Source organism: Klebsiella sp. GW_Kp182, from assembly GCF_040062275.1.
Classification (GTDB): domain Bacteria; phylum Pseudomonadota; class Gammaproteobacteria; order Enterobacterales; family Enterobacteriaceae; genus Klebsiella; species Klebsiella michiganensis.
Genome location: NZ_JBEAFQ010000013.1, coordinates 71061 through 96714 on the forward strand (window position 1 = coordinate 71061; position 25654 = coordinate 96714).

The 25654-nt window shown below is 46.0% G+C and carries 27 protein-coding genes and 1 pseudogene; 17 read left to right on the forward strand and 11 right to left on the reverse strand.

What is annotated here, in order from left to right; translation table 11 throughout:
- Positions 1-290 precede the first annotated feature (290 nt).
- From umuD to ABLU88_RS14360, 4 genes are all read left to right on the forward strand, one after another.
- A complete protein-coding gene (umuD, locus tag ABLU88_RS14345) occupies positions 291-713 on the forward strand; it encodes a translesion error-prone DNA polymerase V autoproteolytic subunit (RefSeq protein ID WP_154975015.1) in 423 nt (140 codons plus the stop codon).
- Positions 713-1984 (forward strand): translesion error-prone DNA polymerase V subunit UmuC, encoded by a 1272-nt coding sequence (gene umuC / locus ABLU88_RS14350; protein WP_348836850.1) that lies wholly within the window; start codon positions 713-715, stop codon positions 1982-1984. The genes umuD and umuC overlap by 1 nt, the downstream gene beginning before the upstream one ends.
- A gap of 114 nt (positions 1985-2098) precedes the next feature.
- A complete protein-coding gene (locus tag ABLU88_RS14355) occupies positions 2099-2542 on the forward strand; it encodes an antitoxin Xre/MbcA/ParS toxin-binding domain-containing protein (RefSeq protein ID WP_154975021.1) in 444 nt (147 codons plus the stop codon).
- Complete coding sequence (locus ABLU88_RS14360; RefSeq protein WP_004144067.1) at positions 2539-3009, forward strand: RES family NAD+ phosphorylase; 471 nt, start codon at positions 2539-2541, stop codon at positions 3007-3009. Before ABLU88_RS14355 ends, ABLU88_RS14360 begins: the two co-directional genes overlap by 4 nt.
- A gap of 1254 nt (positions 3010-4263) precedes the next feature.
- On the opposite strand, the gene ABLU88_RS14365 is transcribed toward ABLU88_RS14360, so the two are convergent.
- Positions 4264-4524, reverse strand: coding sequence for a hypothetical protein (locus ABLU88_RS14365; RefSeq protein WP_154975027.1), 261 nt, complete (start codon positions 4522-4524; stop codon positions 4264-4266).
- Between the two features lie 670 nt (positions 4525-5194).
- Here ABLU88_RS14365 and ABLU88_RS14370 point away from each other — a divergent pair.
- Both ABLU88_RS14370 and ABLU88_RS14375 read left to right on the forward strand, forming a co-directional pair.
- Positions 5195-5347 (forward strand): annotated as a pseudogene (locus ABLU88_RS14370) (DUF5431 family protein); the annotation flags it as partial.
- Positions 5292-5414 (forward strand): type I toxin-antitoxin system Hok family toxin, encoded by a 123-nt coding sequence (locus ABLU88_RS14375; protein ID WP_348836902.1) that lies wholly within the window; start codon positions 5292-5294, stop codon positions 5412-5414. The pseudogene ABLU88_RS14370 and the gene ABLU88_RS14375, both read left to right, overlap by 56 nt.
- Positions 5415-5621: 207 nt before the next feature.
- Here ABLU88_RS14375 and ABLU88_RS14380 read toward each other — a convergent pair whose 3' ends face one another.
- The gene (locus tag ABLU88_RS14380; protein ID WP_348836852.1) at positions 5622-5882 is read right to left on the reverse strand and encodes a hypothetical protein; all 261 of its coding nucleotides are present in this window, start codon (positions 5880-5882) and stop codon (positions 5622-5624) included.
- A gap of 542 nt (positions 5883-6424) precedes the next feature.
- Between ABLU88_RS14380 and ABLU88_RS14385 the strand changes: the two genes are divergently transcribed.
- Entirely contained in the window at positions 6425-7396 is a 972-nt protein-coding gene (locus ABLU88_RS14385; RefSeq protein ID WP_348836854.1) for a Hok/Gef family protein, read from the forward strand.
- Positions 7397-7759: 363 nt separating this feature from the next.
- Here the strand turns inward: ABLU88_RS14385 and ABLU88_RS14390 are convergent, their stop codons facing one another.
- Positions 7760-8137: a phosphonate ABC transporter substrate-binding protein gene (locus ABLU88_RS14390; protein ID WP_154975033.1), complete on the reverse strand. Its 378-nt coding sequence runs from the start codon at positions 8135-8137 to the stop codon at positions 7760-7762.
- A gap of 515 nt (positions 8138-8652) precedes the next feature.
- Here ABLU88_RS14390 and ABLU88_RS14395 point away from each other — a divergent pair.
- From ABLU88_RS14395 to ABLU88_RS14425, 7 genes are all read left to right on the forward strand, one after another.
- Positions 8653-9111: an NfeD family protein gene (locus tag ABLU88_RS14395; RefSeq protein ID WP_348836855.1), complete on the forward strand. Its 459-nt coding sequence runs from the start codon at positions 8653-8655 to the stop codon at positions 9109-9111.
- Positions 9112-9128: 17 nt separating this feature from the next.
- Positions 9129-10052, forward strand: coding sequence for an SPFH domain-containing protein (locus ABLU88_RS14400; protein ID WP_154975039.1), 924 nt, complete (start codon positions 9129-9131; stop codon positions 10050-10052).
- Between the two features lie 100 nt (positions 10053-10152).
- Positions 10153-10368, forward strand: a complete 216-nt coding sequence (locus tag ABLU88_RS14405) for a hypothetical protein (RefSeq protein ID WP_154975042.1) — start codon at positions 10153-10155, stop codon at positions 10366-10368.
- 89 nt (positions 10369-10457) lie between these two features.
- A complete protein-coding gene (locus ABLU88_RS14410; protein WP_154975044.1) occupies positions 10458-10754 on the forward strand; it encodes a hypothetical protein in 297 nt (98 codons plus the stop codon).
- A 102-nt stretch (positions 10755-10856) separates the two neighbouring features.
- Positions 10857-11327: a hypothetical protein gene (locus ABLU88_RS14415; RefSeq protein WP_154975047.1), complete on the forward strand. Its 471-nt coding sequence runs from the start codon at positions 10857-10859 to the stop codon at positions 11325-11327.
- Between the two features lie 173 nt (positions 11328-11500).
- Positions 11501-11848: a hypothetical protein gene (locus tag ABLU88_RS14420; protein WP_348836858.1), complete on the forward strand. Its 348-nt coding sequence runs from the start codon at positions 11501-11503 to the stop codon at positions 11846-11848.
- Positions 11849-12556: 708 nt separating this feature from the next.
- Complete coding sequence (locus tag ABLU88_RS14425; RefSeq protein WP_348836860.1) at positions 12557-12835, forward strand: hypothetical protein; 279 nt, start codon at positions 12557-12559, stop codon at positions 12833-12835.
- Between the two features lie 53 nt (positions 12836-12888).
- Here the strand turns inward: ABLU88_RS14425 and ABLU88_RS14430 are convergent, their stop codons facing one another.
- From ABLU88_RS14430 to mobI, 8 genes are read right to left on the reverse strand one after another with little or no spacing between them, the layout of a single operon-like run.
- The gene (locus ABLU88_RS14430) at positions 12889-13662 is read right to left on the reverse strand and encodes a nuclease-related domain-containing protein (RefSeq protein ID WP_348836862.1); all 774 of its coding nucleotides are present in this window, start codon (positions 13660-13662) and stop codon (positions 12889-12891) included.
- A gap of 2 nt (positions 13663-13664) precedes the next feature.
- On the reverse strand, positions 13665-14801 hold the full coding sequence (locus ABLU88_RS14435; protein ID WP_348836864.1) for a S49 family peptidase: 1137 nt from the start codon (positions 14799-14801) through the stop codon (positions 13665-13667).
- Between the two features lie 8 nt (positions 14802-14809).
- Complete coding sequence (locus tag ABLU88_RS14440) at positions 14810-15484, reverse strand: DUF4400 domain-containing protein (RefSeq protein WP_121915494.1); 675 nt, start codon at positions 15482-15484, stop codon at positions 14810-14812.
- Positions 15485-15496: 12 nt separating this feature from the next.
- Positions 15497-16594, reverse strand: coding sequence for a hypothetical protein (locus ABLU88_RS14445; RefSeq protein WP_348836867.1), 1098 nt, complete (start codon positions 16592-16594; stop codon positions 15497-15499).
- Between the two features lie 2 nt (positions 16595-16596).
- Complete coding sequence (gene traD, locus ABLU88_RS14450; RefSeq protein ID WP_348836868.1) at positions 16597-18723, reverse strand: conjugative transfer system coupling protein TraD; 2127 nt, start codon at positions 18721-18723, stop codon at positions 16597-16599.
- Positions 18713-21643 (reverse strand): MobH family relaxase, encoded by a 2931-nt coding sequence (gene mobH, locus ABLU88_RS14455; RefSeq protein WP_348836869.1) that lies wholly within the window; start codon positions 21641-21643, stop codon positions 18713-18715. Before mobH ends, traD begins: the two co-directional genes overlap by 11 nt.
- 13 nt (positions 21644-21656) lie before the next feature.
- On the reverse strand, positions 21657-22457 hold the full coding sequence (locus tag ABLU88_RS14460; protein ID WP_348836871.1) for a hypothetical protein: 801 nt from the start codon (positions 22455-22457) through the stop codon (positions 21657-21659).
- Positions 22457-22921, reverse strand: coding sequence for a conjugative transfer protein MobI(A/C) (gene mobI / locus ABLU88_RS14465; protein WP_072046226.1), 465 nt, complete (start codon positions 22919-22921; stop codon positions 22457-22459). The genes ABLU88_RS14460 and mobI overlap by 1 nt, the downstream gene beginning before the upstream one ends.
- A 596-nt stretch (positions 22922-23517) precedes the next feature.
- Between mobI and ABLU88_RS14470 the strand changes: the two genes are divergently transcribed.
- The 3 genes from ABLU88_RS14470 to ABLU88_RS14480 all read left to right on the forward strand — a co-directional run bounded on the left by ABLU88_RS14470 (position 23518) and on the right by ABLU88_RS14480 (position 25548).
- Positions 23518-24273, forward strand: a complete 756-nt coding sequence (locus ABLU88_RS14470) for a hypothetical protein (protein WP_348836873.1) — start codon at positions 23518-23520, stop codon at positions 24271-24273.
- 191 nt (positions 24274-24464) lie between these two features.
- Entirely contained in the window at positions 24465-24989 is a 525-nt protein-coding gene (locus ABLU88_RS14475; protein ID WP_072046206.1) for a hypothetical protein, read from the forward strand.
- 16 nt (positions 24990-25005) lie between these two features.
- Entirely contained in the window at positions 25006-25548 is a 543-nt protein-coding gene (locus ABLU88_RS14480; protein ID WP_348836874.1) for a hypothetical protein, read from the forward strand.
- The last annotated feature ends 106 nt before the right edge of the window (positions 25549-25654 follow it).

A 25654-nucleotide genomic window follows, 5' to 3' on the forward strand; every position in this document is an offset into this window, starting at 1 on the left:
CTTTTTTTATAATTTATCACGTGTCGTAATTGTAATCATTATTTATAAGTAACAAGCGGGAATTAAAGAGTTGTTGCAATCAAAATGGAGTGTACGCTCAGCTTCATCAGTTGATATCGGCTTGTAGACGCCTTGATGCCTGTGTTTCGGTTTACCCAGATGAAAAACAGCCACAAATTATGAGGTTGCCGTTGAGTACGTTTACTTGGTACCTAATGGACTAGGCACCTGAAAAAATACAAATTATACTGTGTATTTGTACAGTTGTTTGTTATTGAGAGATACCGTCTATGTTCTTGATTCCGAAAGATAACCCTGAAATGATCGCGCTCCCATTGTTTGTGGACCGATGCGCTGCCGGGTATCCAACCCCGGCCCAAGACTATACCTCCAGTGAGTTAGACCTGAACGATTATTGCATAAGGCATCCCTCTGCAACTTACTTTGTCAGGGCGCAGGGGAACAGCATGCAGGATGTAGGAATGCGGGATGGAGATTTGCTGGTGGTGGACCGTTCACTACGTCCTCAGAACCGAGACATTGTGATTGCCGAAGTGGACGGGGGCTTCACAGTTAAACAGCTCCAAACGACTCCCAGGCTGGCCCTTCTGCCCATGAATAATGCCTATTCGCCTATTTACCCAAATCCTGATGAACTTACTATTTTCGGCGTTGTGACACATTGGGTTCACCGTGCCCGGGGTAATATCTGATGTATGCACTGGCTGATGTAAACAGCTTTTATGCAAGCTGCGAAAAGGTGTTTCGCCCTGACCTCCGAGATAAGCCTTTGGTAGTTCTCAGTAACAACGATTCCTGCGTAATAGCGCGGTCAAAAGAAGCCAAAAAATTAGGTATTCCTATGGGATTACCTTGGTTCAAATTACGTGATCAGAAGTTCTCAGAACCTGTTATAGCCTTTTCGTCCAATTATGAACTCTACGCGAGTCTAAGTTCCCGGGTACACTTTTGTCTGGCAGAATTATCGCCTGGCGTAGAAGAGTATAGCATCGATGAATCTTTTATTTGGGCGGGTGGAATTGAGAACTGTATGTCATATGAAGATTTCGGCCACCAGCTGCGTGAGCACGTCTACCGAAGTACAGGCCTGACTATTGGTGTGGGGCTGGCACCGACCAAAACGCTAGCAAAAGCCTGCCAGTATTCCAGCAAGACCTGGCCTCAGTTCGGAGGTGTGCTAGCGCTGACTGCAGGCCAGCGTAACCGGATCGATAAGATGCTTTCTCTGATGCCGGTAGAGGAGGTGTGGGGGGTAGGTGGACGAACCACGAGTAAGCTTCATGCAATGGGCATAACCACTGCGCTGGAACTGGCTAGGGCAAACCCTGCATTCATACGAAGAAACTTCACTGTAGTCCTTGAGCGTACCGTACGAGAACTCAAGGGGGAAAGTTGTATTAATCTGGAGGATGCCCCTCCGCCAAAACAACAGATCATATGCAGCAGGAGCTTTGGACAGCGCATAACAACGTATGAATCCATGCGGCAGGCAATTTGCCAGTATGCTGAACGTGCTGCGGAAAAACTGCGCCAGGAACGTCAGTACTGCGGCCACCTGTCTGTTTTCATTAAAACCTCTCCTTTTTCAAAAAATGAACCGTATTACAGCAAAATTGCAAGCGAGCGACTCAGCATCCCATCACGTGATACACGAGACCTTATAGCGGCTGCTGGCCGTGCTCTGGATAAGATCTGGAAAGACGGGCATAACTACGCTAAGGCAGGCGTCATGCTGAACGATTTCAAACCAACTGGCGTGACTCAGCTCTCGCTGTTTGACGAAGGGAAGTCTTATGCAAACAGTGATGCGCTTATGAACGTACTGGATTCGATAAACAACTCAGGCAAAGGCAAGGTATGGTTTGCAGGTCGGGGCATCGCACCGGCTTGGACAATGAAGAGAGGCATGCTCTCTCCGGCTTACACGACCCGGTGGGACTCCATACCTATCGCTACACTCTGAAGTATCACAATCAGGGAAAATGTATTCCGGCGGATTAATCTCATCAGCTGGTGGTTGATATTTGCTCTAATGTTACCATTTGGGTATAATGTAAAGACCAAATGGAGGTTTGCTATGAAAACATTTAGTTTGTCCTCGACTCCAGCCAGACCACAGCGCCTCTGGCAGTTTGCCGGGTTAAATAATGCTGATGGCGTAGCGCTCCTGGGCCAAATCAATGAAGGCCTGGAAGGGAAGGTGGCGAACCGGATCACTGACTGGGCCAGAATAACCCAGAATGACCTGAGAAAAATGTCAGGTATCCCGTCAACCACATTTAGCCGCAGCGTGAAGGCACGTTTTAACCCGGAACAAAGTGAACGTCTGGTACGTATTATCCGCGTCATTGATCGGGCGGTAGATTTGTTTGAAGGCGACAAGGAAGCCGCCCAGAAGTGGTTGAACGAACCTAACCGGGCATTAAGCTGGAAAGTGCCAGCAGACCTGATGGCATCCGAGACGGGAGCGTATGAGGTCATTAAGCTGATTACTCGTCTGGAACATGGGGTGTACTCGTGATCCTCTACAGGCTGACGAAAACAAAGTATCTTTCTACGGCCTGGACCGGATATGGTGCGAAAGAGGCTGGTGGGCGCTGGAATAGCGTGGGGGTGTCAATGGTATATGTCTCCGAAACGGCATCACTAACGATGCTGGAGACGCTGGTACACCTGCATGCGGCACAGATAATGGACTCTTTCACGCTACTGAGTATCGATGTGCCTGATGAACTGATCCAAAGCGCAAACATGGATGAATTACCGGACAATTGGGCTGATGAGGATGCGCCTCAGGAACTGGCTGATTACGGAGATGCCTGGTCATTTACCAGGAGCTCGGTTGCACTGCGTGTTCCCTCAGCCTTATCGCCGGTAGAGTTCAACTATCTGTTAAATCCTGAGCACCCTGAGTTTTACGGGATCGTGCAGAAGGCTCAACAGATACCGTTCCGGTTTGATAGTCGTCTTAAACCTGACAGGAAGTGAAGCAAGAGAGGATAGGGCGCTGTCATGATGCCTGGCGCTCCTGCCCGGTGTCACATAAAAACCACCAGCGGCGGGATGCCTTTGGGAAGTGTCTATACATCGTACTAAAAATATATCTTTTCGCAATTGTCGGCCAACTAATTGAATTTTTGGGGAAAGCCAAAGAAGGTAAACAATCAGAAAAAGAAATATGTGCTATTGCTCAGGCTGGACTCGGACAGGCTTGTCCGAATTGAAAAACATTGGGCGTTTACTAACTGCGATTGAGTGACAGAAATAATATCACATTCCGTAAACATTGGAAGTTTATGGGATGAGCAAAGCAGAAAAGTAACTTTTTATGCCGTACTCATCACGATGAAACAATGAATTGCAACCCTTCTCATGCTGGTGGGCTTTCTTGACTTGGCTCGATAACAATGCAGGGTAATGGTTTATCCTGCATTCATCTCTATCAGTTCTGTTCACCCTGAGATAGAATTGTATCCAGAGGGTTTAAGTTAAAGTCGCTGATGTCGATGTTGCTTAAATCGTATCCCAATTCCCTCATTATATCATCCAGACCTTGCCCTGGGCGTCCCGGAGGTTCTATAACGTGTACATCCTCACTGGGGATATTTGGTAGTTCAACTTTTACTGTCACAGATAACTCCTTAGCCCTGTTTTATCTTTTTGTCTATCCGCAGCCAACTTATCTACGGAAATACACTCTAAAGTACGGCACAGAGACTTAAGGCTGGTAGCTCTGAGTTGTACTTCTTTATACCACTCTATAGCAGGGACAGACTTAAGTGAAGGAGTCTCTGCTCTGAAAATATAATACCATGGATGTAGGGTTTATACCGTGGCGTTAATCAACGAATTCAATATTATTTCCAGTAATCCTTTTCTGCTGGTTATACCAGAACGAGGATGACTGGAGCTAAATAATCTATCTGTAGCGCGATTGTAGGCGCTAAGCAGGGCATCCAGTGCTTAGAAGGTATCACGCAGATGCTGAGTTGCGATATTACGTATTCAGACCTTTCGCCGGTAGAGTTCAAATATCTGTTAAATCCTGAGCACCCTGAGTTTTACGGGATCGTGCAGAAGGCTCAACAGATACCGTTCCGGTTTGATAGTCGTCTTAAACCTGACAGGAAGTGAAGCAAAGGAGGAGAAGCGCTGTCATGATGCCTGGCGCTCCTGTCCGGTGTCACATAAAAAAGCCCACCAGCGGCGGGCAAAGACTACACACAGCTATTACAGGATGGTTCAGGCAGTTTCTTCGTAAACGTTGTAATCCAGCTTTGCTCCACTGTAATTTTGCAAGTAACGGGCTTTATTCATCGCGCAGCTGAAGGCATTCGAACGATCGCCAGCACTCCCATTATGTCCATAGCGGGCGACTTCATACGGTCTTTCATAAATGCATTCTTCCAGCACAATAAAGGCACCCGGTTCACTGGTCAGCAATTCGAAACCAAGACCTGCGGCCTTTGTGTTCCTTAACTGGTAATATGAAGTAAGTGTCATATGTGATTCCTTAAAGTAATACCGATAGTAATAAGATTTTTCTACGAGTATTGTTGAGTCTGTTAAGCTGCCGGTAAATTGACAATAAATAAGAGTTGTTGTGATAATAATAAACAATTCCAGAGGTGCGTCAATTGGCTAAATAGATCTACACTGATTTAATTTTAAAGATATACAATCAGGAAAATCTACTTAAATAATCTCTTTCGAACATGCCGCTACTGATATCTGATATTGCCTGGAGAATTTTGACATAGCCGTACACCTCTGTTTGGGCGTAAATCTTCAAACAGGTAGCAGAGTCGTTTCGTTAACATCAGGCATGGGCGCAGCTGGCGAACAAGGGGGTTGTCTTGGCACTGCATTGCGTCTGCACAAGGCCGTTACATCGGACAGCGCAGAAGTGGTAGCTGGAGAATGCCGACAGAGGGGAAAAATCACGACTGAACTCCAGCAGATGCTGGTATGCATGGCAGAAAATACGGCGAAAACCATATTAAAAATTATTGACTTATCAGCTTATTACCCCTGGGAGGATGGGAGTAAAAACGGTATAATGGTGTCGGCGCTTGAGGCTTTTTGCCTCATGATGTTTGAGTGTTTTGGATGTTGTGTGGCAGAAAGCAGAAAGCCCCGTAGTTAATTTTCATTAACCCACGAGGCCCGCTGTATGTCTAGTCAACACCAGTATGGCCTCTTACCGTGCAATTTGCAAGGAGGAGTAAACCATGAAACTACCGCGAAACGCCCTTATCTTGTGCGTATTAATCGTGTGTATCACACTCTTGATATTCACATGCCTGACCCGGAACCGCTTATGCGAACTCCGGATAAAGGACGGGGACAGGGAGGTCGCGGCAAGCCTGGCTTACGAATCCAACGGTAAGTAGCAACCTGGAGGCGGGGGAAACCCCGCCTTTTCAGGAGCTGGGTTGATCTAACATGCCTGAAGCGCTTTATGAAGGGGCTACCAGCGAACCGGTAGCCCCTTTTTCCTGCCCGGTTACCAATTAAAAAACTGCACGACAGGCGGGGAAAATCAAAAAAAAAGCCCACCAGTGGCGGGCAAAGACTACACACAGCTACTACAAGAAGATTCAGGCGGTTTCTTCGTAAACTTTGTAATCAAATATAGCGCCGCTGTAATTCTGAGAGCTCCGCGCTTTATTCATCGCGCAACTGAAGGCGTTCGAGCGATCGCCAGCTGTACCGTTATGTCCGTAGCGGGCAATTTCATTCGGTTTTTCAAAACTGCATTCTTCCAGAACAATAAAGGCAGCAGCTTCACTATCCAGCAATTCGATACCGAGCCCTGCATTTTTTGTGTTTTTTAACTGGTAATATGCCGTAAGTGTCATGCCGGCCCCCACATAAGTCATACCGTTAGTAATAACACATTTCTATGGGTGGAATTTAAATTTATTAAACCGCCCTGAGCCCCGATATTAACAATGATCTTCAGGGTGATAAATGATTAAATCAATGCGTCGATGCGTCAATTTCCGTTATGTTAATTTATTATTTAAATAACTGCAATCAGGAAAAGAAATGTCCGACCACTGCCACCCGGCGAGATGGGTCATTATTATCCGGGGAGCAAATTAATTGCTGGGCATATAGACACTGACGGTTTGTTAGTATAGATAACTGTTCGATGAAATAACACAGTCCATAAACAGTGCAAAATTATGGCGTGAGATAAACAGGAAAGTAACTTTTTAGGCTGAAGTCATCACACAGACATAGTTCCTCAATAATAAAACCTTCGTCGCACCCCCTCGAACGGGATTATTTGTTAATAATTTGGAGTCTTGATGCGTTGATTTAAATTGCTATCCTGGATATCAGAAGCGGAGTGTTCTTTAGGGAACGCCGCAACGTTAAAGACAGGAACAATAAAATGACTACAACACAAACTATCACTACTGCAGAGAATGAAGATGTGTTTACCAGTATTATGACCACGCTGGTGGAGCTGGCAAAACACGAGGGCGATTTCATGCTGCATGACGCCATTTGTCGGGCAGAGATTGATATAGACGAAGATACATTTTTCAGCATGGTTGGGAGCCACAGGCATTCCGCTGCACAATGCGTTCGCTTGCTCAGGCGCTGCGGGGCGATCACAAGTAACGCAGTGTACGACCTTGCGTCGAACGTCGAGCAACTGGCCCTACGTATTGCTCGCGATGAATGGTTGAGGGATATGCCGCTGCCGTTAAAATCCCTGGCATTTTATCAGGACGAGGCGATAGCAAAACGCGAAAGCTACCTGGTCAATCAGAAAGAGAAACAGTATCGGTTCAGTGTCTATGTCACAGGGCGTGTGGAATACCCGGAAGATGACCTGATGCAAGGCACTTACTTCACAGACGGGACATTCCTGCTGGGCAAAGCCCAGACCGTGGCAGACGCGCTGGAACGGGCAAAGGAAGCCGCTATGCGGAATGAGTGGAACTTCCGGGGAGAGGAAGAGGATTGTTACGACCCGTGGATGCGCAGAGACTGCGGGCCGATCAGCTTTTCTGAAAGAACACTCGAAATTCGGGATGAGAAAAAACGGCTGGTGGTTGCCGGGAATGCCTGCAACCTGGAATGGTACGGGCACGTTGCCAGCCTCGAGGAAATCAGCAGAATTGAAGAGCAACAGAAGGCACTCTACGAGAAAGCCAGCTACGAAAGCGGCTGGGACAACTATGAGACCGCTCGTCAGTTGCGACAGGAAGCAGAACAGTTATCCGCCGGTATTGTGGACGAATTCTGGCGCAACCACCCGGACGTTATTAAAGCAGTGGAGGAGTTTAATTATCCGGCGTTCATGGATGAAGAGGCGATCGCCTTTAACGCGGACGAGGACATGGGGATAGAATGACGGTCAGCTGGTGGGGCAAGCATGTACAATTCAAACCCGCTAAAGCACCTGGCGGGCCAACTGGCGCACGCCGATCACCTAAGAAACCCGGAACCTTTCTTCTGATTGCGATTTTTCCAAACGACCAAAAGTGTTCGCGGGCACAGAGGGGGTTAAGGGAGGAGTGGCTGACCGCACGTATCCGATCCTTTCCCTTGTACTGATGCAGGTTGCTCAATCGTCATGTATTGTTTTCTGAAAGAAGTGATGAAGGCAATCAGAGGAAAAGTTACTTTCGCTCACACTGGAAGGCACCCCGCACATTACTTGAAGGACCTGACGCAATTATGACGCGCAAAGCGGGCGTGAAACGCCTTACCGCTGTCAGGGCCCTGTAAAATATTCCGTGGCGTATTCAACCGTATCCAGCGATGCGCAGCCTGTCATACCGAAGTAACGCCTGTCAGTTACGCCGTCAATCCTGAACGGTACCAGCGTTCCTGTTTGTCCTACCTGCACCTCTCGTTCCTCAATGATCACATCCTTTTGAGTTAAATGGGGCTTCGAAAACAGCCGTTCGCCATTTAACAGGACATTCTTCAAAACGGCGGCTGTGGCCTGCTCTGTCGTCACTGAAGGGCAGGCGCGTATATCCGCCTGGAGAGACGCACGGGCGTCCAGCCAGTACCACGCTATAAGCACTGCTATAAACACGGCCAGCGCTAAAACAGATATCCCTGCTACTTTTAAAAACTTCATCATGGGCAGCACCACTTACCGATTATTTTACACCGGGCCGAAATATGACACAGAAACATAATGCCAACCATCCCTGATAATGTAAGTGGCCGGAAAGGATGACTGGGGTAAACAAAACACAATCAGAGGAAAAGCTATTTATGACCGGCATCATTGGGCCGGTATGAGTTTGCATAATGCCTGGGTGATTATGAATGGGCGATGATATCAAAAAAAAACTGAAATGCGCTGAATGTTCTAACCAGTGGCTACGACAGACAATATGATTATGTATAATGGCTACATGTCCCAACATTAAAGCATCAGCGTAGATATAGGGGCTTTATGTATTATTTTACGTTTATCCTTTGGGGGGGGCGGCATGATAGTTCTTATGCATAAAGCCGACAAACAGAATTACACAGTTCGACGTGATTGGATTTTTGCAGTGATGGTGACGTTAGGAGAAATATCTCTCTTGAGGACTATTTATTGCATTTACGGGTCATTAACTCAGATTTAACGCAATAGGGGGTTTTATGGATGGAAATGTTGTTTGGTGGGGGTGGGTCATCGTGGGTGCGGTGTTCCTGCTAATTGAGTTGTTCACCTCAACGTTTTTCGGCTTATGGATGGCTATTGCCGCAGTGTTACCGGCAGTCCTCTCTTTTCTGATCCCTGATATGCATCTCGGATGGCAAATCAGCATTTGGATCATATCCATGCTCGTCTGTGCGTACCTCTGGGTACGTATCAGCAAACGCAATAACCCGAATAAGTCCATTCAGGACACGGTTATCGGGCAAATCGGCATTCTCTCCCGAGGCAGCGCCAGCGAAAAGCAAGGACTCCTGATCCTTCAAAAACCGGTCGAAGGCCGGACCGATTGGAAGTGCATCTCTGATGACGAGATCGCGCCAGACAGTCGGGTCGTTGTAACAGAAAAAGTGAACCACGATGTTTTACGCGTGGTTATCTCTAAATCGTCTAATTCCTGAAAGGAAGGTTATAAAATATGCCAATTGGATTAATTGCTATCATTATCATTCTGGCCGTTGTGCTGTTAACGCTGTTTAAATGCGTGCGTATTGTACCACAAGGGCAACAGTGGCTGGTGGAACGCCTTGGGCGCTATCACAGCCAGCTCGAAGCGGGCCTGAATATCGTTATCCCATTCGTGGACAGTGTTGCATATCGTCTCTCCACTAAAGACCAAATTATGAAAATTCCGTCACAAGAAGTTATCTCCAAAGATAACGCCGTGCTGTCGGTCAATGCTATCTGTTACGTGAAAGTCGTTGACGCTCAAAAAGCGGCATACGGTGTAGAAAACTATCAGATTGCGACCGTAAATCTGGCGATGACATCCCTTCGTGCGGCAATCGGTAAACTGGATCTGGACGAGAGCCTGTCACAACGAGATGAGATTAAAGCAACCCTGCTGAAATCTATGGCTGATCAAATGACAGACTGGGGTTTGTCGCTGCGCTCAATTGAGATTCAGGACATCAACCCGTCAGATTCTATGCAGGCGTCGATGGAAGAACAAGCCGCAGCAGAACGTAAACGTAAGGCTATTGAAACGCTGGCTACCGGTAACAAACAGGCCGCTATCCTCGAAGCTCAGGGTGTGAAAGAGTCTACTATTCTCCGCGCTCAGGCTGATCAGGAAGCCGCTATTCTTCACGCAAAGGCCCGAGTATCCGAAGCGGAAGGTATCAAAGACGCAAACACTTTGCTTGCCGAATCTATGGCGGGTGAAGGCGGGGAAAAAGCAATGCAGTTCCAGTTAACCACTCGCTACATTGAAGCCCTGAGTGCGCTGGGCGAAAGTGAAAACGCGAAGGTTATCGCGATGCCTGCTGATCTAACTCAAGCTATGAGCGGCTTAATCGGTTCTGGTGTTGCGTTGGGTGCCGGTAGTGAAGTTGCCAAATAAACCTGCATGGTGATTCTGTTGGGGGCTACTAGCCCCCATTCAGTGAGTAATGCTTAAAGAAAGTCATTCGCGTTTTTCAAACTTTTTTCAGGAGTCAAATATGGGCATTAAATTTCATGATTTCAGAGATGACAGACAAACCTTTGACAGGGGGGAGTGGCAGGCCACCATCGACATGAATAAATGGCTGGAAGATAAAAACATAGACGTTATATCAGTTGAAACTATTTTTAAAGTCTCAGGATCCATGGCGAGCACTTCCAGCAGGTTCGAGGCAATCCGACTCTGGTACAAAGACGTCAGCCCGACTATCTGAGGTGTGGAATGGGTTAATCGAGCTGGGTATGCTGGTTAGCCCTTTCACCTGAGCATAATAAAACCATCCTCCAACAAAAAGACATTCACATGAATATCAAAATTCAGGACCCACCTTCTCGTACTCAAACCTTTGTCAGGAATACGTATTACGTAATCCGTGGGCTTGCGGCAATGACAGTATATTTTTTCAGGACGTTTCCTTTCGCGTTTTTTTACGTGTTGTTAGGGGTTTCTCTGGCGTTAGATGCGAATAATGTACCGTTGAATGGGCTTATGGAGCCGGGAATGCTCGTTAAGCTTTTCACCTATGCATTACAAACGAACCTGCTCTGGCTTGCCGTTAAGGTGTCGCGGGCCTGGGATAAATTTTTTCGAGATGCATAAGCTTTCGGTCAGCGATTTCATGATTCAAAAGTAACTTTCTGAGTCATGGATATAGACCTTTGCCTTGCTGCTGGTGGATGGACTGGATGATCGTCTTATTGAATGGAAATTAACGAATACGTATTGTATCGGGAGCATTTTCTCGGACCACAAAGAAAGGCAGGCAAGATGAAAAATGAACAGCAATCAGAAAATAATGGATGTTTGGTTTTGCCGTTAAGCCACAGCAATCGGGACCTGAGTTCACTATCACTCGAACAGATAGCTGCATTACCAGATGTCCCAGTGTCTGGCGCAGGGCGGAAAAGCAATCTGTCATTCTTATCGTTGTTCGCCTCTCTGAATAGCGTACGCTTCGCTGAGCTTGCTGTGGAGCTGACACACCGCTTCACCGAACTCAAAGACATTGCAGGTACGATAGGCTTGATACTGGTAGCAGAAGTCCATTCAGGCCCCGACAATGCTGTTGTGCGAATCCCAGAGGGGATGAACGACAAACAGCTGGTGGACTGGTATGTAGATAATAACGCGATGATATCAGTCAGCCGGTTTGTGAAGGACTCACCGTGGTGAGCAGGCTTCCCAGACGTCGCTAAGCAGGTTGGTGCGGAACTCCTGATGTCGCACCTACTGTTCCCACTTTATTTCAAAACGTTCTGTTCTTTGCGATCTACTACATAATTGCCAGGAAAAGTAACTTTTTTGGTTGCCCCTGGTGAGATTATTACCAGAAACAGGAGCTGCTAATGTATAGCCGTTTCATGAACGATCCGCTTGACGAGGAATACCTGCTTTCGCCAGGTATTGCGGGTTCCTACACTGATGGTGAAATCCCGGAGGAAGAGATCGAGGTGCGGGATGCAGTAATACGATTCAAAGTCACAGGCGATCAGGTGTTGTCCATGAACCTGTTCCACAGGCTGTTTCATTACCAGCGTTATAGGGAGGTCAGGGCATCATTCAACAAAAGCGGGTTAGCGCTGGTGGACGTGGTTAATCGTTCCCCATTCCACAAAGCGGCGATGCGGCGGATATACAGTGATTTGCCAGAACAAAGTCTTGCACGTAGGGTGCTGGTTGATTTTATCAGGTAGGCTGTTAGCTCTTTCTAAAGCCAAAACGTAAATTGTGGGCTGGTACATTAGACAGACCCAATAAAAGCAAATGGCAATCAGAAGTAACAATGTTTCTCACCGGTCAGCTCGTGTACGCTGACCCTGGAAAGCTCACGCACAAGCGCTCTGCGGCGTTCTAGCATCTGCCTGTACCGTTAGGCTACCGCTTACTGCCATGGCTCATTCTCTCCGGAATGATGCCGTAGTGCAGGCTTACGAACGGAGATGAATCGCAGCTGCGGGCTCAACCGTAAGTAATCTGATACAAACTGACATTAAGTCGCCATTCAAACAGGATGTGGCAGAGACCTATTAACCCAGCATTCCTCCCGGGCATTATTCAGCAAAAAAGTCACTTTTAACCACCGGGATTAGCCGGGGTCATCACATCACAGCGCCCCATAATTTCTGGTTGTTTATGATTACCCGATCACCTTATTAAAAAAAACACCGGTTGAATATCGACTCCATTGTTTCTCACTGTTTATCAGAAGCATTCCTGCAACTGTTATTGCATCCGTTTTTAAAAGCGTGAATGAAAATAGGGGCTTTAAGAGGGCTACCTAATCTTTATAATGAGAGACTGGTAAAGCTGCTGGTGGATCTGACATGACATTTCTCAAATCTCTGGACTCGCCGCCATTCATCGCAACATATCGTTGGGCGGGGTCATTCGATGGACGGTATATGCCACAGGCATATTCGCTTTTGCTGGAACTGAATCAACACACTTATCTGCCGGTGGTTAATGCCGAGTTTGATATCTGTGTCATTAGCTGCGGCAAGGAGTGGTGGCGCTTCAGGCTGGTTGATGTGAAATCTGATGAACGTCAGGAAGGAATGGTAACCCGGACGGCATACCGGCTAAATCCGTCAATGGGGATCGCTGAGCAGATGGTTAACATGATCCGCGCCTGGCAGTCCGTTCCGTACCTTAATCCTCCTGCATCCGACTACTTTAGCTAAACAGGGCCCGCTGGTGGCCCTGTGCATTTAGAACGGTGGAAAATGGATGTGAGCTATTCACGGTACTGCTTGTGAATGACCTCTGAGCGTTTACGCGAAAATAATTTTATCAGCGCACGGAAGAACAGGGTGGTAGTCAGTAACGTAAAATAGGTTACCCTGTGCTGTACAGATATTGGTTGACGGTGTTTCAGTTTAAGTGAATAGACGTGACCTAGGTCGGTCAGCAGCGTCTGCGGCAGCATTGCTTTACGCAGGTCATTTTCGATCCAGCCAGTCTCCTCAACACTAAACACGGGCTCAGCATCGTACACGGTGAACTTGTTCCCGAGGTCATCACAATTACAGCACAACCACTCCGGTGCAGGGTCTGCCATGAACTTACTGCGGCCCGTCAGTAACACAACATTGATGATACCCTTATCATCCCGCTTTATGGCCCGACACACTCCGGATATATGGGTTTTGTTCTGAACAAACGGGTTTAACATCTTATGTTTCGCTTTACCGAAACCGTATACAACCGTCCACGTTTTATCATCGAGAGCACCATAAATGTCACCGGTATAGTTTTTCTCTTCGATAATGAAAATACCCTTCGTGCTAATAAAGATATGGTCTATCTGCGTTGTCTGGGAGGCGTTGAGGGGTAGGGTAATGTCAGATATAAGTGTCCCCTCAAGGTCCGCTAACACCCCCTTTAATGCATTTCGTGTGCGCTGCTCGCTGAACATGTTACTGATAAGCGGCCAGACACACAGAATGATGCATGACAGAATCAGCATGACGAACACAAGAAAAATGGTCGACAACATGGTCAGGTCCATCTCTACCTCACAGTGCTGGTGGTGTTAAGCGCACTTGATAAAGCCTCTTTAAGGTTCACGTCCAGTGACAATCCTAACATGCTGCTTAACGAAGCTTTTGGCGCGTTGTAGTCGCGAAAACGCGTGGTGCCGTAGACAATACTCAGGCGTTCACGCACCTCTGTGCTGGTGGCTGTATCATCGATAAGGCCAAACTGCTTCGCACGGTCCCCCAGCCAGAAACGCCCCGTGTAGAGCTGTTCTTTATCCGCCTGTTCACGCGAAAGTAACTTTCCTTTGCGACCGGCTTCGACATCATTAATGAACTGGTCATGCATTTTGTTTAGTAACTCACTATGCAGAAAGGCCTTTGTTTCGTCATCAATTGGACGCCAGGGGTCAAGAGAAGCCTTCCAGGCACCGGCCGTCAACGGTTCGTTAGTCACACCAAGGCGGTCCATGATCCTGGACACATCCCAGTGGTCCATGCGCACGCCAATACTGCCAATGATGGCGTTGGGATCCGCATATATCGCATCAGCCGGTGAGGCTGCGTAATAACAGGCCGAGGCGCACATATTTTTAATACTGACGATGATGGGGCGGACGTCCCGGGCAGCAGCTGGCAGTCTGCCATGACCGGTACCCACGGCTTTCAGCAACGCCTGTTTGACCGCCTCAGAGGGTGCTGGTGGCATATCCTTTTTATTCTGGGATGTTGTGGGGTCGGGGTTGTCAATGGTGATCCCCGGTGCTCCATGGAGGGAGTCGCGAAGCTCGTTTATCTCACGATAAATATTAATAGCGTCCGACGGACCGCCGCCGCCCGATTCAGCCTCAATCAGGATCGCTTTTGCATGCGGGTTATCCCATGCTTCACGTAAAGCGCGGGCAATAATGACACCGTCGCCTGTAGGCGAGCCAGTACCCATTTCACCATAAATACGGATAACCGCGATATGGTCTGCCCCTTTACCGTTTTTCTGTTTATCCTGATACATGGACCAGCCGCTAAAACCTGCAAACCCTATACCAATAATCGTCAGGGTTATTTTTGATAACACATGCGATTTATACAAACGGTAAAACTTCTTACTTTCACGCGATACCACGTCCTGAACCGAGCCTGTTTCAGGTTTCGATGGTCTTTTTTTAAACATATTCTTCCTCACATGAGTTTTTGGTAGTGCGCAAGAAGCCGGTTAATGGCAATAGCGAGCAACGCCAGGGCAAGCGGCGGAAAATACTGTGTCAGTCCATAAAATAAATTCAGATTAGGGATGACCAGATAGGCAATTATTAAAATACCGATTATCGACAACGAACGGAACCAGAGGCGATAAAGCTGAATTGTAACATCGCCAAAAACAAATCTCTTCATTTTCCACTGGTAATAACCATCCAGTGCCAAAGCTATCATTAGTGGGAGGAACGTGAAAAACCAGCCAGCCAGCAAATACCAGCGATAAATTGCCTGATACACCATTAACGGGATGTTTCGGGCAGCGGTATAGCTTGGGCTCATGAATTTGTTTGCCGCGAGGTTCATTCCACGCGCCGGTTTGGTTTTATCATCCTCAGGCAACAAAGTTTTATTCATGTAAGCCGTGATGTTTAATTCGACAAAAAGGTAATTAAACGTTTTTTCCGTATTGCGCGTCACCTTCTGCCATCTCTCCACATCCATAAGCAACTTACTGGCGTTCACCTCGGCAGTGATATCCTTATAAAGCTTGTTGGTGTCTTCCAGGTAAACGTTAAACAGAAAATAAATCAACAGACCCAGCCCTAATCCAAACCGGATCATCGTCATTCTCTGCGCCGACATATCCTTTCCAGCCATTTTACACCTCTGTCAGTCAGTTTTATTTGTGAACAGCTCTGCCCAAAGGGCTGCCAGGCGAATATTGCTTTCTCTGTTGAGGTAGTGATTTTTCCAGCCATGAAGAATTCCCGAACACGCCAGGTCATCTGATGCGATTAACCGGGATATAAGTGAAAAAGTAACTTTTCTGCGGACATCTTCATTTTTCCAGCGGACCTGTCCCGGGGTTGGCATGTAAACGGTATCTTCTTCAACCGGCCGCAAGCGCGAGAACTGACTAAAGGGCTCCGCCCATGGCGTCCAGAGTGCGTGAAGGGTACCGTCGTTAAAGCGGACGGGAAGAGTCAGCACCGAGGCGGAAAACTCATCAAGGAACGACTGAATAATACTACTCTTACGATACATCGCGGGCTGGTGGCGGTTGCCCAAAATGGAAAGATCGATAACACGGTTAAAAAGAGACGTGTATTCATCCTGTGGGTCGCTCAGGTTGCCACTCCAAAAAAGTAACTTTTCTTTCAAACCGGATATCAGAGCATCCTCTTCGAAAATCCCCAGATCGTGCTGGTGGATGTCTGGTACCTTACCGTGTCTCTTGCGCCTCATCACCTGGTATTCAACCTGTTCAGGCATCTCAAGGAAAACGGGCAGGAAGCCTGCAATATCAATAAATTCCGGCAGAAGATACCAGCCAAGACGCTCGGCATTGAGCTGTATGAAAGCCATGCGTTCCTGATTATTATCAATCTGCACTTCAAACGTGTGGCTCTTCGCCATGCAGTTATTCAACAGATCTTTGAGCCACTCGGTAAACGGGCCCTGAGATACAGACCAGTTGCAGGTGACCTCTGTGTCATCGTGCGTAACGATAGTCACCGCATACCGGATAATAAAAAACTCCGCCAGCGTCCGGGCCAGCACGTCAAGGCTATCAACCGTGTATTGAGCGTATACCTTACAAATGTCACCAGTGAGCTTCTTCGCATAGCGAGACAGTATTTCCGGCAGGCCCTCATCATCAACATCTATGCCATACAACTTCAGTGTCTTGGTTGCACGTGAAATGTATTTGGGTTGAGAGGAATTCATACCGAATAACGATGCCCTTGATACCTGTTTGAATTCCATAGTCAGCCCACCTTCTGTGATTTGCTTAGTATCTCTTCAACATCGAGATTACGTCTCAGTTTAAGTTTGTAAGGAGAAGTCATTACCATATCAACGACGGTTGTTGATCTACGCATTGATTTGCCCGGCACGGTTATAGGCATCTGACCCACAATTTTACGCCCGTCCTGTAAGCAGGCGATGAAGTGCAGGGTTGGGATCATCGACAGTAATTCCTGTGGAATAGAACTTACCATCGTTGTCGATTTTCGTTCGGAAATGGAACCATTAAAATCTGTATGTGACTGTTTAGTACCTGCGCTGGTGGTATAAGTAACCTGGTTCATCGAGACATTGGTCTGACCCACTTTGGTCAGAACAAGCTCCTGAGTCTTCGCGTCAGTTACACGTGTGGAAATATAGTTATTACAAAGTCCCGTCAATCGGTCCGCAGTATCGGCGCTGGTAGCCGATACAAAATCAGAAATGGTCTGCGTAGATATGAACAAGGCGATTTTAGCAGCACGCCCTTGGGCGAGAAGGTTAATCAGCTGCATATTGACTGCCTGATGGGCCTCATCAATAAATATAGAAACCCTGGGAACGGTGGACAAATCAGAGGCTGTGTTATAGCGGCTGCCTGCCTCAGCGGCGATATCCGAAGTAATCAGCTGGGAGAGGTCACGTGCTGTCGCCGGATCTGACAGGCCGTCCAGTGAAATGTAGAGCACACCACCGCTGTTAAAGAGTCCATGGCTGTTAACGATGTTACGGTTTGGGTTCGCGACATCGTTCGCCGAAAGCAGTATGTCCATAGGGGTCTGGGACAATCGCTTAAGCATAGGCATCAGGCTGGCAGTGATTTTGTAATAGTGAGATTCATCACCAGATATGTATTTAAAACATTCCAGAACCGTATCCATGCCATGCAGATTTTTGGGCGAATTATCTTCAAAGTAGTTGCAGTAGAAAAATTCTTTAAGCTTATCGATTTCGTCTGCAAGAGCCAGATTCTGTGATACCTGAACAGTTAAATGCCAATCATTCCCGAGATGGTAAGTATAAAAACCCCGAAGAGCATTTCTGGTGGTAACGATAAGGTCCTGTTTAGAGCGAATGGCATAGTAAATATTCTGGATAGTCGGTTTTGTACCACCCAACTTCAGAGCACCGATCGCCGTTGTGACAAGCCCCTCTGCAATACGTACGAATGGATCCTCACCTCCTTCAGTGCCTGAAATAATGCTCATAATACGGGCAGAAAGGTCTGTATCCTTAACATAGTTAGCGCTGACATCATAAGATACAGACGTCGATGGATTGCCTGCGTGGAAATGCATAAAGGGCTTACCAAGACTTTCACACTCTTCCTTTAACCCTTCCTGCCATTGATAGTCGTTTTTAGGGTCCACGACGAGCACGATGTGTCCAAGGTGAAGCATCGAACTAGAAAGAAGGCGCTGGAGAACCGTTTTCCCGGTACCTACGTTACCTGTAATAAGGGTATGTCCAAAGAAATTTTCTTCATTGACGAAAATTGGGACCTTTTTATCCACGCCGAAGATCGCATAATTCCCTCCCAGATCGAAAGCAAGTTTACGATAGTGACGGGTAATGGGATTTAATATAAAAGGTAACTGAACCTCATGCATATCGCTGGAAAGGTTATGAACCTGGTAGGTACGTTCAGAGTGCTCCGGGCCCCATTTGAAACCATTGCACAGAAACGTCGTACGCTGGGGGATCACAATCTTTTCTTTCTTACGAAAGAGCTTGTAAACGCTATTCTTCGAGGGTGCTCCGCCTGACTCCTGCAAATTGACCAGTTTCTGATACTTCCGGTCATCAGCAAAAAAATGAGCGTTATTAATTATCCGGAAGTCTTCGAGTGACAAAAAGTCCATCGTGCGATGAAATAATCGCCAGTGAGCTATAAAGACCGGCACGCCGTGCCATACTCTCCAGCATGCCATCGCTATTAACCCGAGAGAGCAATAGAAAGGGATTTCACTGATACCGTACTTACTGGTCCATGAGTCGATAAGCACGTAAACAGAAAACAGTATGAGGATTAGCGCTGAGCGAAACTCAAGGGCAGGGCGGTAAAGCATTTCCTGCGTATGGAGATTGTTACGGCTTCTACGTTTCATGGCTTACTTCCTGATGGTTAAAAAACGAAATAAATTCTTCGTAGAAAATGTTATTGCGCAGCGCACCTTGTTGAAGATCACTAAGTCTAATCATGTAGTGGCTAATAGGCCTGCCTATACCCACCTTTAATTTAGCAACAGGAAAATGCGCAAAAGCATCGCGTAGTTCAGTTAACTCCTCCTGACGAAAACCCCATGAAGCAATGTCATCAGAGATTCTCAACCGCATGCAAAAATTGATATCAGTCACAACAATTGCAAGACGTAACTCTCTAATCTGAATCGGCGAGTTATTCAATCGTATTTTGTTTAACTGATTAATAATCGTATCAATATCGGAATGAAGCGTATCGCTGTTTTCGGCATCAGCATACGCTTGAACCGGTGTGGCAATGGATTTTAACTGTTCAAGATTGTCTGCAATGACGACGGAAGGATCAGTGATAATATTTTTCTGACGGGAAAACAGCGCTTCAAAATCGCTGTTAATGTCACCGCTTTCCTCATCAGAATCTTCCTCTTTCTCAGAATCGTTCTCCGCTTCGGCCGGGGATTTTCCTGTAACAGAGGTAACGGTATCAGACGTACATTCTGAAAGTGACTTTTTGGCCTGTGTCACATCAAAATCAGAGATGTCACAGGTTTGATTTATAGGGCCGGATTCACTTTTAAGAAGGTTATCACCGTGCGAATAGGATGCGTAATCCTCCCAGAACTGTTCAACATCATCTTCCTCAACATCGGGATATTCCGCTGATGGTATGCCAGACGGTTCATGTTCAGTACGGTTCAGTTCAGGCGCTTGCTCTTCATAACGTTCCGGAGGGAGCGGCTCAGGGTTCACCTTAGCCAGTGGCGGCGGGAATGTGAAAGACATTCCTTCGTCATCAGACTTAATCCCACCAAATAAATCAGCAGAAAGCAAAGGAAGCATCTCAACCTCTTTAATATAAGGTTGATGACGTAACTGGACAAGAGATACTTCGTCAATTAACTGTACGTATCGTTTCCCGTCATTGCACGGAATGCTGAATTCTTCATCGAGGCTTCCTGAACGTAAAGAAAGCACAAAAAGACCGGTCTCCATTAAGCGCGGTTCTTCAAGCGGAGCTATGGAGCGAATATGGGTTTCTGATACATATAGGACTCCATCGATTAAAGCCAATTCATTTGCATTAATTGCATTATTGTTGAACTGATGTTGGAGCCTTGAGATCTGCTCATCAGGAGTTAGCTCCCCTTTTTCACGACGGCTTTTAACAGGTTTTTTAGTAACACGTTTTTGTGTTTCAGGTTCAGAATTATCTATGCTCGGGGACTTTTTATTAGTATTTTCCTGCGCCTGCTGGTTATCAACGGATTGCAGCTCAATATTTTCAACCTCAGCAGTATTATCAGCCTCTGAAACTGCAATTTCACTTTCTGCTACAGGCTGTGTATCAGCCTTTAAGACTGGAGCATTGTCATTGGATTGGTTCACACCAAGGCGGATTGATTTTGTACCATGCGAAAGAGGGCGTGCGTAGAGTGTATCATTCCCTTTGCGGTCGACAAAAACATAGTCATTAGTGTCGTTAATGCTAAAAATACCAGGCGTACTTTCTGGCAGAATATCGTATTTAAAAAGAAAACCAACCCATTTAATTTTTAAAAGGGAGAACCAGCTCAGACCTTTGATACCCTCATCAAACATTCGTTGTATGTCAGTTTCCGTAAAATCACCGCGATGGAAAAAGTGGGCAACCCGCTGTTCGCCGTATGGCTCAATATAGCCACCGCTTAACAGAAGATCGGTTAACGCTTTGCGTCCAATATCGCCATCCGGGAAGTTAATCCCAAGATGTTTAAACTGATTCAGTATGAAATCAAGAGCCGCATGTTCGTTGATGTAAACAGAGCCCCCAATAATCATAATATGGACAGGAGGCGGTGAGTTTTTGTCATGGCGAACTGACGATGAGTCGAACCCATTGATATTAAGAGTACTGATATTGTCTTTCAGAATCGCGATAGCTCGTGCAGCAGTATCAGATGCCCGGATACCGGATTGTTTGTCATACCGATAGCTGGTATCAGTGCCGGTGGAATGCCAGTCTGCCGTTCTCATACACCGTGAAATAAAATCATCACTGGTTGTATAATTACCTAAAGCCGACAGCATTTTATCGTACAAACGTTCTTTGACAACGTCGCTTAAATAATTAAGACAGGTATCGTTTAAGCAGCGCTCCAGGAATACTGGTGCCCGGACTGAATGCTCGTTAGCCTGCCTTTTACGCCAGATAACTTCATAGGAAAAAATACGGTTAGACTTTGCCCAGTCCATCAAACTGGATGAGAGCGGACGCCATGTGCTTTTAACACCCGGGGTGGACGAAATAACGTCGACATCAAATATTTTGCCTGCGTCATGAAAAAGACCGCAAATAAAGGCCGCATATAGATAACGACGTTTACGGATCTGTTCTTCATCCTGCAGACCAATGGGGAGTAATTCCGTACTGTACGCGAATTTTAAAGCAAGAAAAGCCGTTTCTAAACTGTGCGTTAACAGACCCCCTGTCCCGGCATGGTGATGGTTTTCAGACGCAGGTAAAAGATGTATCCAACGTGTATATTCATACAATGGCTTAATGACCAGATTAGTGAAGGTATATGCCTCCTCACTCAGATCTGAATTTGGCAAACCGATATACATATTAATTTCTTGTAACCGGTTAGCATGGACAGATAAAATCTCACGCTCTGAAAAGAGCGTTATACCTGCAGGCTTACTTGGGTAATCAAGGTAGCTTTGTACATCCTTGTTAGGCGTATGCGGGATGTCATACTCATCATCCGTATCAAAGGTAATGTCGTGGTCATGCCCTCCGAAGAGGGCGACCCTAATTTTAAAAAAAAGCCTGGATATAATACTCATATCAACCTGTGAGTTATTGTACCGAAACAGAAGTGACTGAAGGCTGGGTTTTATCAACCGGTTTACCTTTGCCTGCAGCTTCTTCCGCTTTTAACGGTTGCTCAGTGTCAGTGTCAGTGTCAGTTTCAGCTGCATTATCACTGTTACCGGTCAGAACCGGGGGCTTTGCTTCGAGGCTGGCAATATAAAGTTCCACCGATTTAAATCGCTTAATGCTCTGGATGAAAGGCAATGCATCGTATTTACCATTCACGCGATTTTCGGCATTCAATATTTTTGTAATGTTATCCATAGCAACCCGCAGTGAGCTCAGGAGTTGTAGGTTAATTCGGTCATGAACCTGTTGCGATATCAGACCGTATAGCCACAGCTGATGTGCCTGACGAGTCAGGACGTTGATGGTCTGGATAATATCCAGCAATTTATAGGTCAATGGATGGTTCCAGCGAATTTCAAATTCACCATAGTCAAATCCTTCGAATGATGAATCATCAAGAGGCAGTTTGGCGACATTTTTGTCAATCTGTTCCTTGAATGTATTTACATTACCAGAGAGATCATCGTAAACCCCGGAGAGCCATTTCTGAACCTTAGTACTTGTCGCCTGGTCTCCTTCGACTAGCCGAAAAATATTATAAATTGCATTGGAAATGGCGTTGAACTGGCGCAGGCAGGCTCTGTTTTTTTCATGAAAGTGCGTATAAAACTCACTTGAAAGCGGCTTTAATTTTGAAACAACCATCCCTAAAGGACGGTTGTTTCCAGCGTTCCGTTGATTACGCGGTTCAGTTTTTGGGGTTGCGTTGTCAGCCATTATAATAACCTCTTCAGTTTTTCCAGTCTTTTGATGTCGGCCAGCTTTCGTTGATGGTATTCCGCGAGTAGTTCGCGGATCGGTTTAATTTTGTCTTCCGTCTCCTGGATCATCTCCAGTTCCCAGTCCAGAGCATTTTTAAAACAACTAACGCTGTAACCTCCGAGTTTAGGTTTAACAACGACGCCATGATGTTCAATTTTGTTTTTGAACCTGGGCGAGAAATCCTTCCACACAATTGTCAGTTTTTGCGATGACCCAACCTTTCTCAACACCGGTGCAAAGCGGCCGGGTATAAATCTGCCCCCGTTCGCATACGTTGTCTGGGATATAAGTTGATTCCGTGCCTTCCAAGCCTCCCAGTATTCATCCAGAATTTTAGACGCCTCTGATTTCAGTAACTCGATATAGCGAACCGAGTTCTCGATAACGATTTCCTGATGTGCCGTAATTATCGGGTTCATATCAACTCCTCCAGCCACACAGACTACAGGAATCCAAAATGATTTTTCTGAAATAACAAGAGGGATTGATATTTTTTTAAATTTTTTTTTGGTCCGTGCCGAAGACCAGAAAAGTAACTTTTTTACTGGGCTCCACCATATTCCCCTGCCTGTGGACCTGGCTGTATGCGTTCCTATCTCAGGAAACCCCTCCACGTAGTCGTGGGTAGTTAGAAAAGTAACTTTTTAGAGATCCTGTAATAGGTACCCTTATACATAAGTAACTATTCGCAGAAAAAGTACTAATGAAAACTGTGGCTGCTACCCCTGCCATTAGTAACTTTCTTCTGAAAAAGTACTAATGAAAAACTATCCTCATGAGTACTTTTTTTAAGAAAAGGTACTAATGAAAGCCAGCAAAACTGTGCAATTTCTATAAATAGTGTCTAATGTTATAAGTACCAACACTCGTTAAAGGGACAGGTTTTTTTTATGATTTAGTATCTAATAATATTAGTGCTTGTTTTTTTCAGTAGTATCTCTAAGATGGCTTTGATATAATAAAATCCCCTTAAGCAACCGTAAGTAGCGCGATTTAAAAGTACCCTGGAGAGCGTATGGACGTACAACCCAACGTACAGACTGACACGGTCATTAAGGCGTTTCTCCGCTCGGAGTTGCAGTTGATACGGAGTCAGAAAAAACTACTCAGTGTGTTGCCTCGTGATCTCGCGTCGGACTATCGCTATATTCCTGACAACCTGCTGGAGCGTTTTTTCCATCCTGCCACTGATGCGCGTCTAAATAGAATAGCCCTGTCAGAAGCTAGGCCAGGTAGCCTGTTAGTTCCTCGTGTCAACGGGAAACCTGTTTTATGGGGTGAGTTAATAAAATTAATACTGGATGACTCTCAGTTACTGAAGTTCGAAACATACGGCAGACCCTTTGAGAGTGCTCAGATGAAACCAAATGAGCCATGTGAATTATTGAGCGGGAAGCAGTATGTATATAAACCAGTCGACCTTGAGTTATTTAGGAAAAATATCGTCTCTATACAGATGAATTTCTTGGTGAATCTATGGAACCTGGCAAGATTTAAACCAGCCTATGTCAGGGCTTATTTTGCCCTGTCGAATGACGCTTTTCAGATGCTCCTCGATACAGAGATGTCGGCCTTTGTGGAGGTGACAAATGTGGTTCTCTTCCCCAGATTTATAACCTATGATACCGGACGGCGTGATCACAAAGTTTATGCATGGGGCTACGAGATAATGGCTGATGTTCTGGAAGGTTTAATTCCCAGAGAAAATATGGAAAACTTACGTGTCGAGTTCGCGCTTAAAGATTCATATGAGAAACTAAAATTATTTTAACGATGTCTCTATGTTATAAAAATTAATTGGCTTCATTCTGGGGAGTGGTAAACTGATTAAGGTTCATTCCGGATGGTGAATGACAACACCCGAGCGTACTTCGCTGAAAGTAACTTTTCTGAAAACACGAAGTGGTTTTTCCTGCCGGTCGACAGATTCGGAACAGGTACACGTTAAGGAGAATGCGGATAATGGCCTTTAAAAAGAGTGAGGTAAGCCAGCTTAATAGCCTGGCAAGTGCTATAAAGCTAGTTGAATATGATGCAAACAAATATACAATAACACATCTGTATGGCCGTAAAGTTGCTGACAGCCTTGAGTACCCCAAAGGGACAAATACAAGAAAAGGGGTCGGTAAGTGGCTGGGAGAGAAATCCGCCATGTTGCTGTCAAATGTCGTTGTGAACAATGCTATACATATTTTCGGATATGACCCTCAAAATCCTACAGAATCAACAAGAGAAATGGATTTTAATGCACTTGTTGATTTGTTAATAAACACGGGATATACGCCAGAATACTACCCGCTCAAGGTAAACAGGATTGTTGAAGTTCTGAATGGTATGTCGGAAGCTGACTATAAAGACTATTGCCTGGTATGTAAAAAACCATTCATACATGCCCCGGACAGGTATGATTCCTGCCCAACATGTAGCGCAAAAAAATGCAAAGTTGCCATTATGCGTTATTCTCAGTCCGTTGTTCCCTTTGAATAAAAGACTTTCAGATTACATGGAAAATCAGCTTTTACACACCGCAAGCACCATCTGCCATATCGCGTTTGCATCGACCGGAATAACGACGCCGTCAGATGAGCAGGGTTTTTTTCATCTTTCAGACTGCATCCATAACCGCTTGCGTACGATTTCTCCTGACCTTAATGTCCGTTGTGCCTCTTATTTATTCCTGCCTGTCATTCACACAGAGTTAAAAACTGTAGACCTTAAAAACCATTTTCCTGATTGTATCCTGCAACTTGTTCAGGAACTTGCACCGTTAAAAAGGACGACCTGCCCATCCGGAAAAATCAGGTTTGACAAAGAACTGGATGCTATGTTTTCGGCCAGTTCAGATGCTGTCAGTATTCGTCTGGCCGAATATCTTTCAGGTCCTTCCCGTTTTCTCCGGATGATAAAAAATCCTGACCGTAAGGCGAGAGTTGAGGAAATACTCGCAGCCAGAAATTGTAATCTATCGCATCAGTTGTCGCTCCTGATGCAAGCAGAAGAAACCGTGTCCCGATTTAGAGCTCCCAGTAAAACCAGACCTTCTTAAACAAGTTCATGTTATATAGGTTTTATCATCTATTACTTTCTGTCGTTGACCTTTATACCAACATAAGGTCAACGTATTCTTAGGACAGGAAACTATCCCCCCTTTA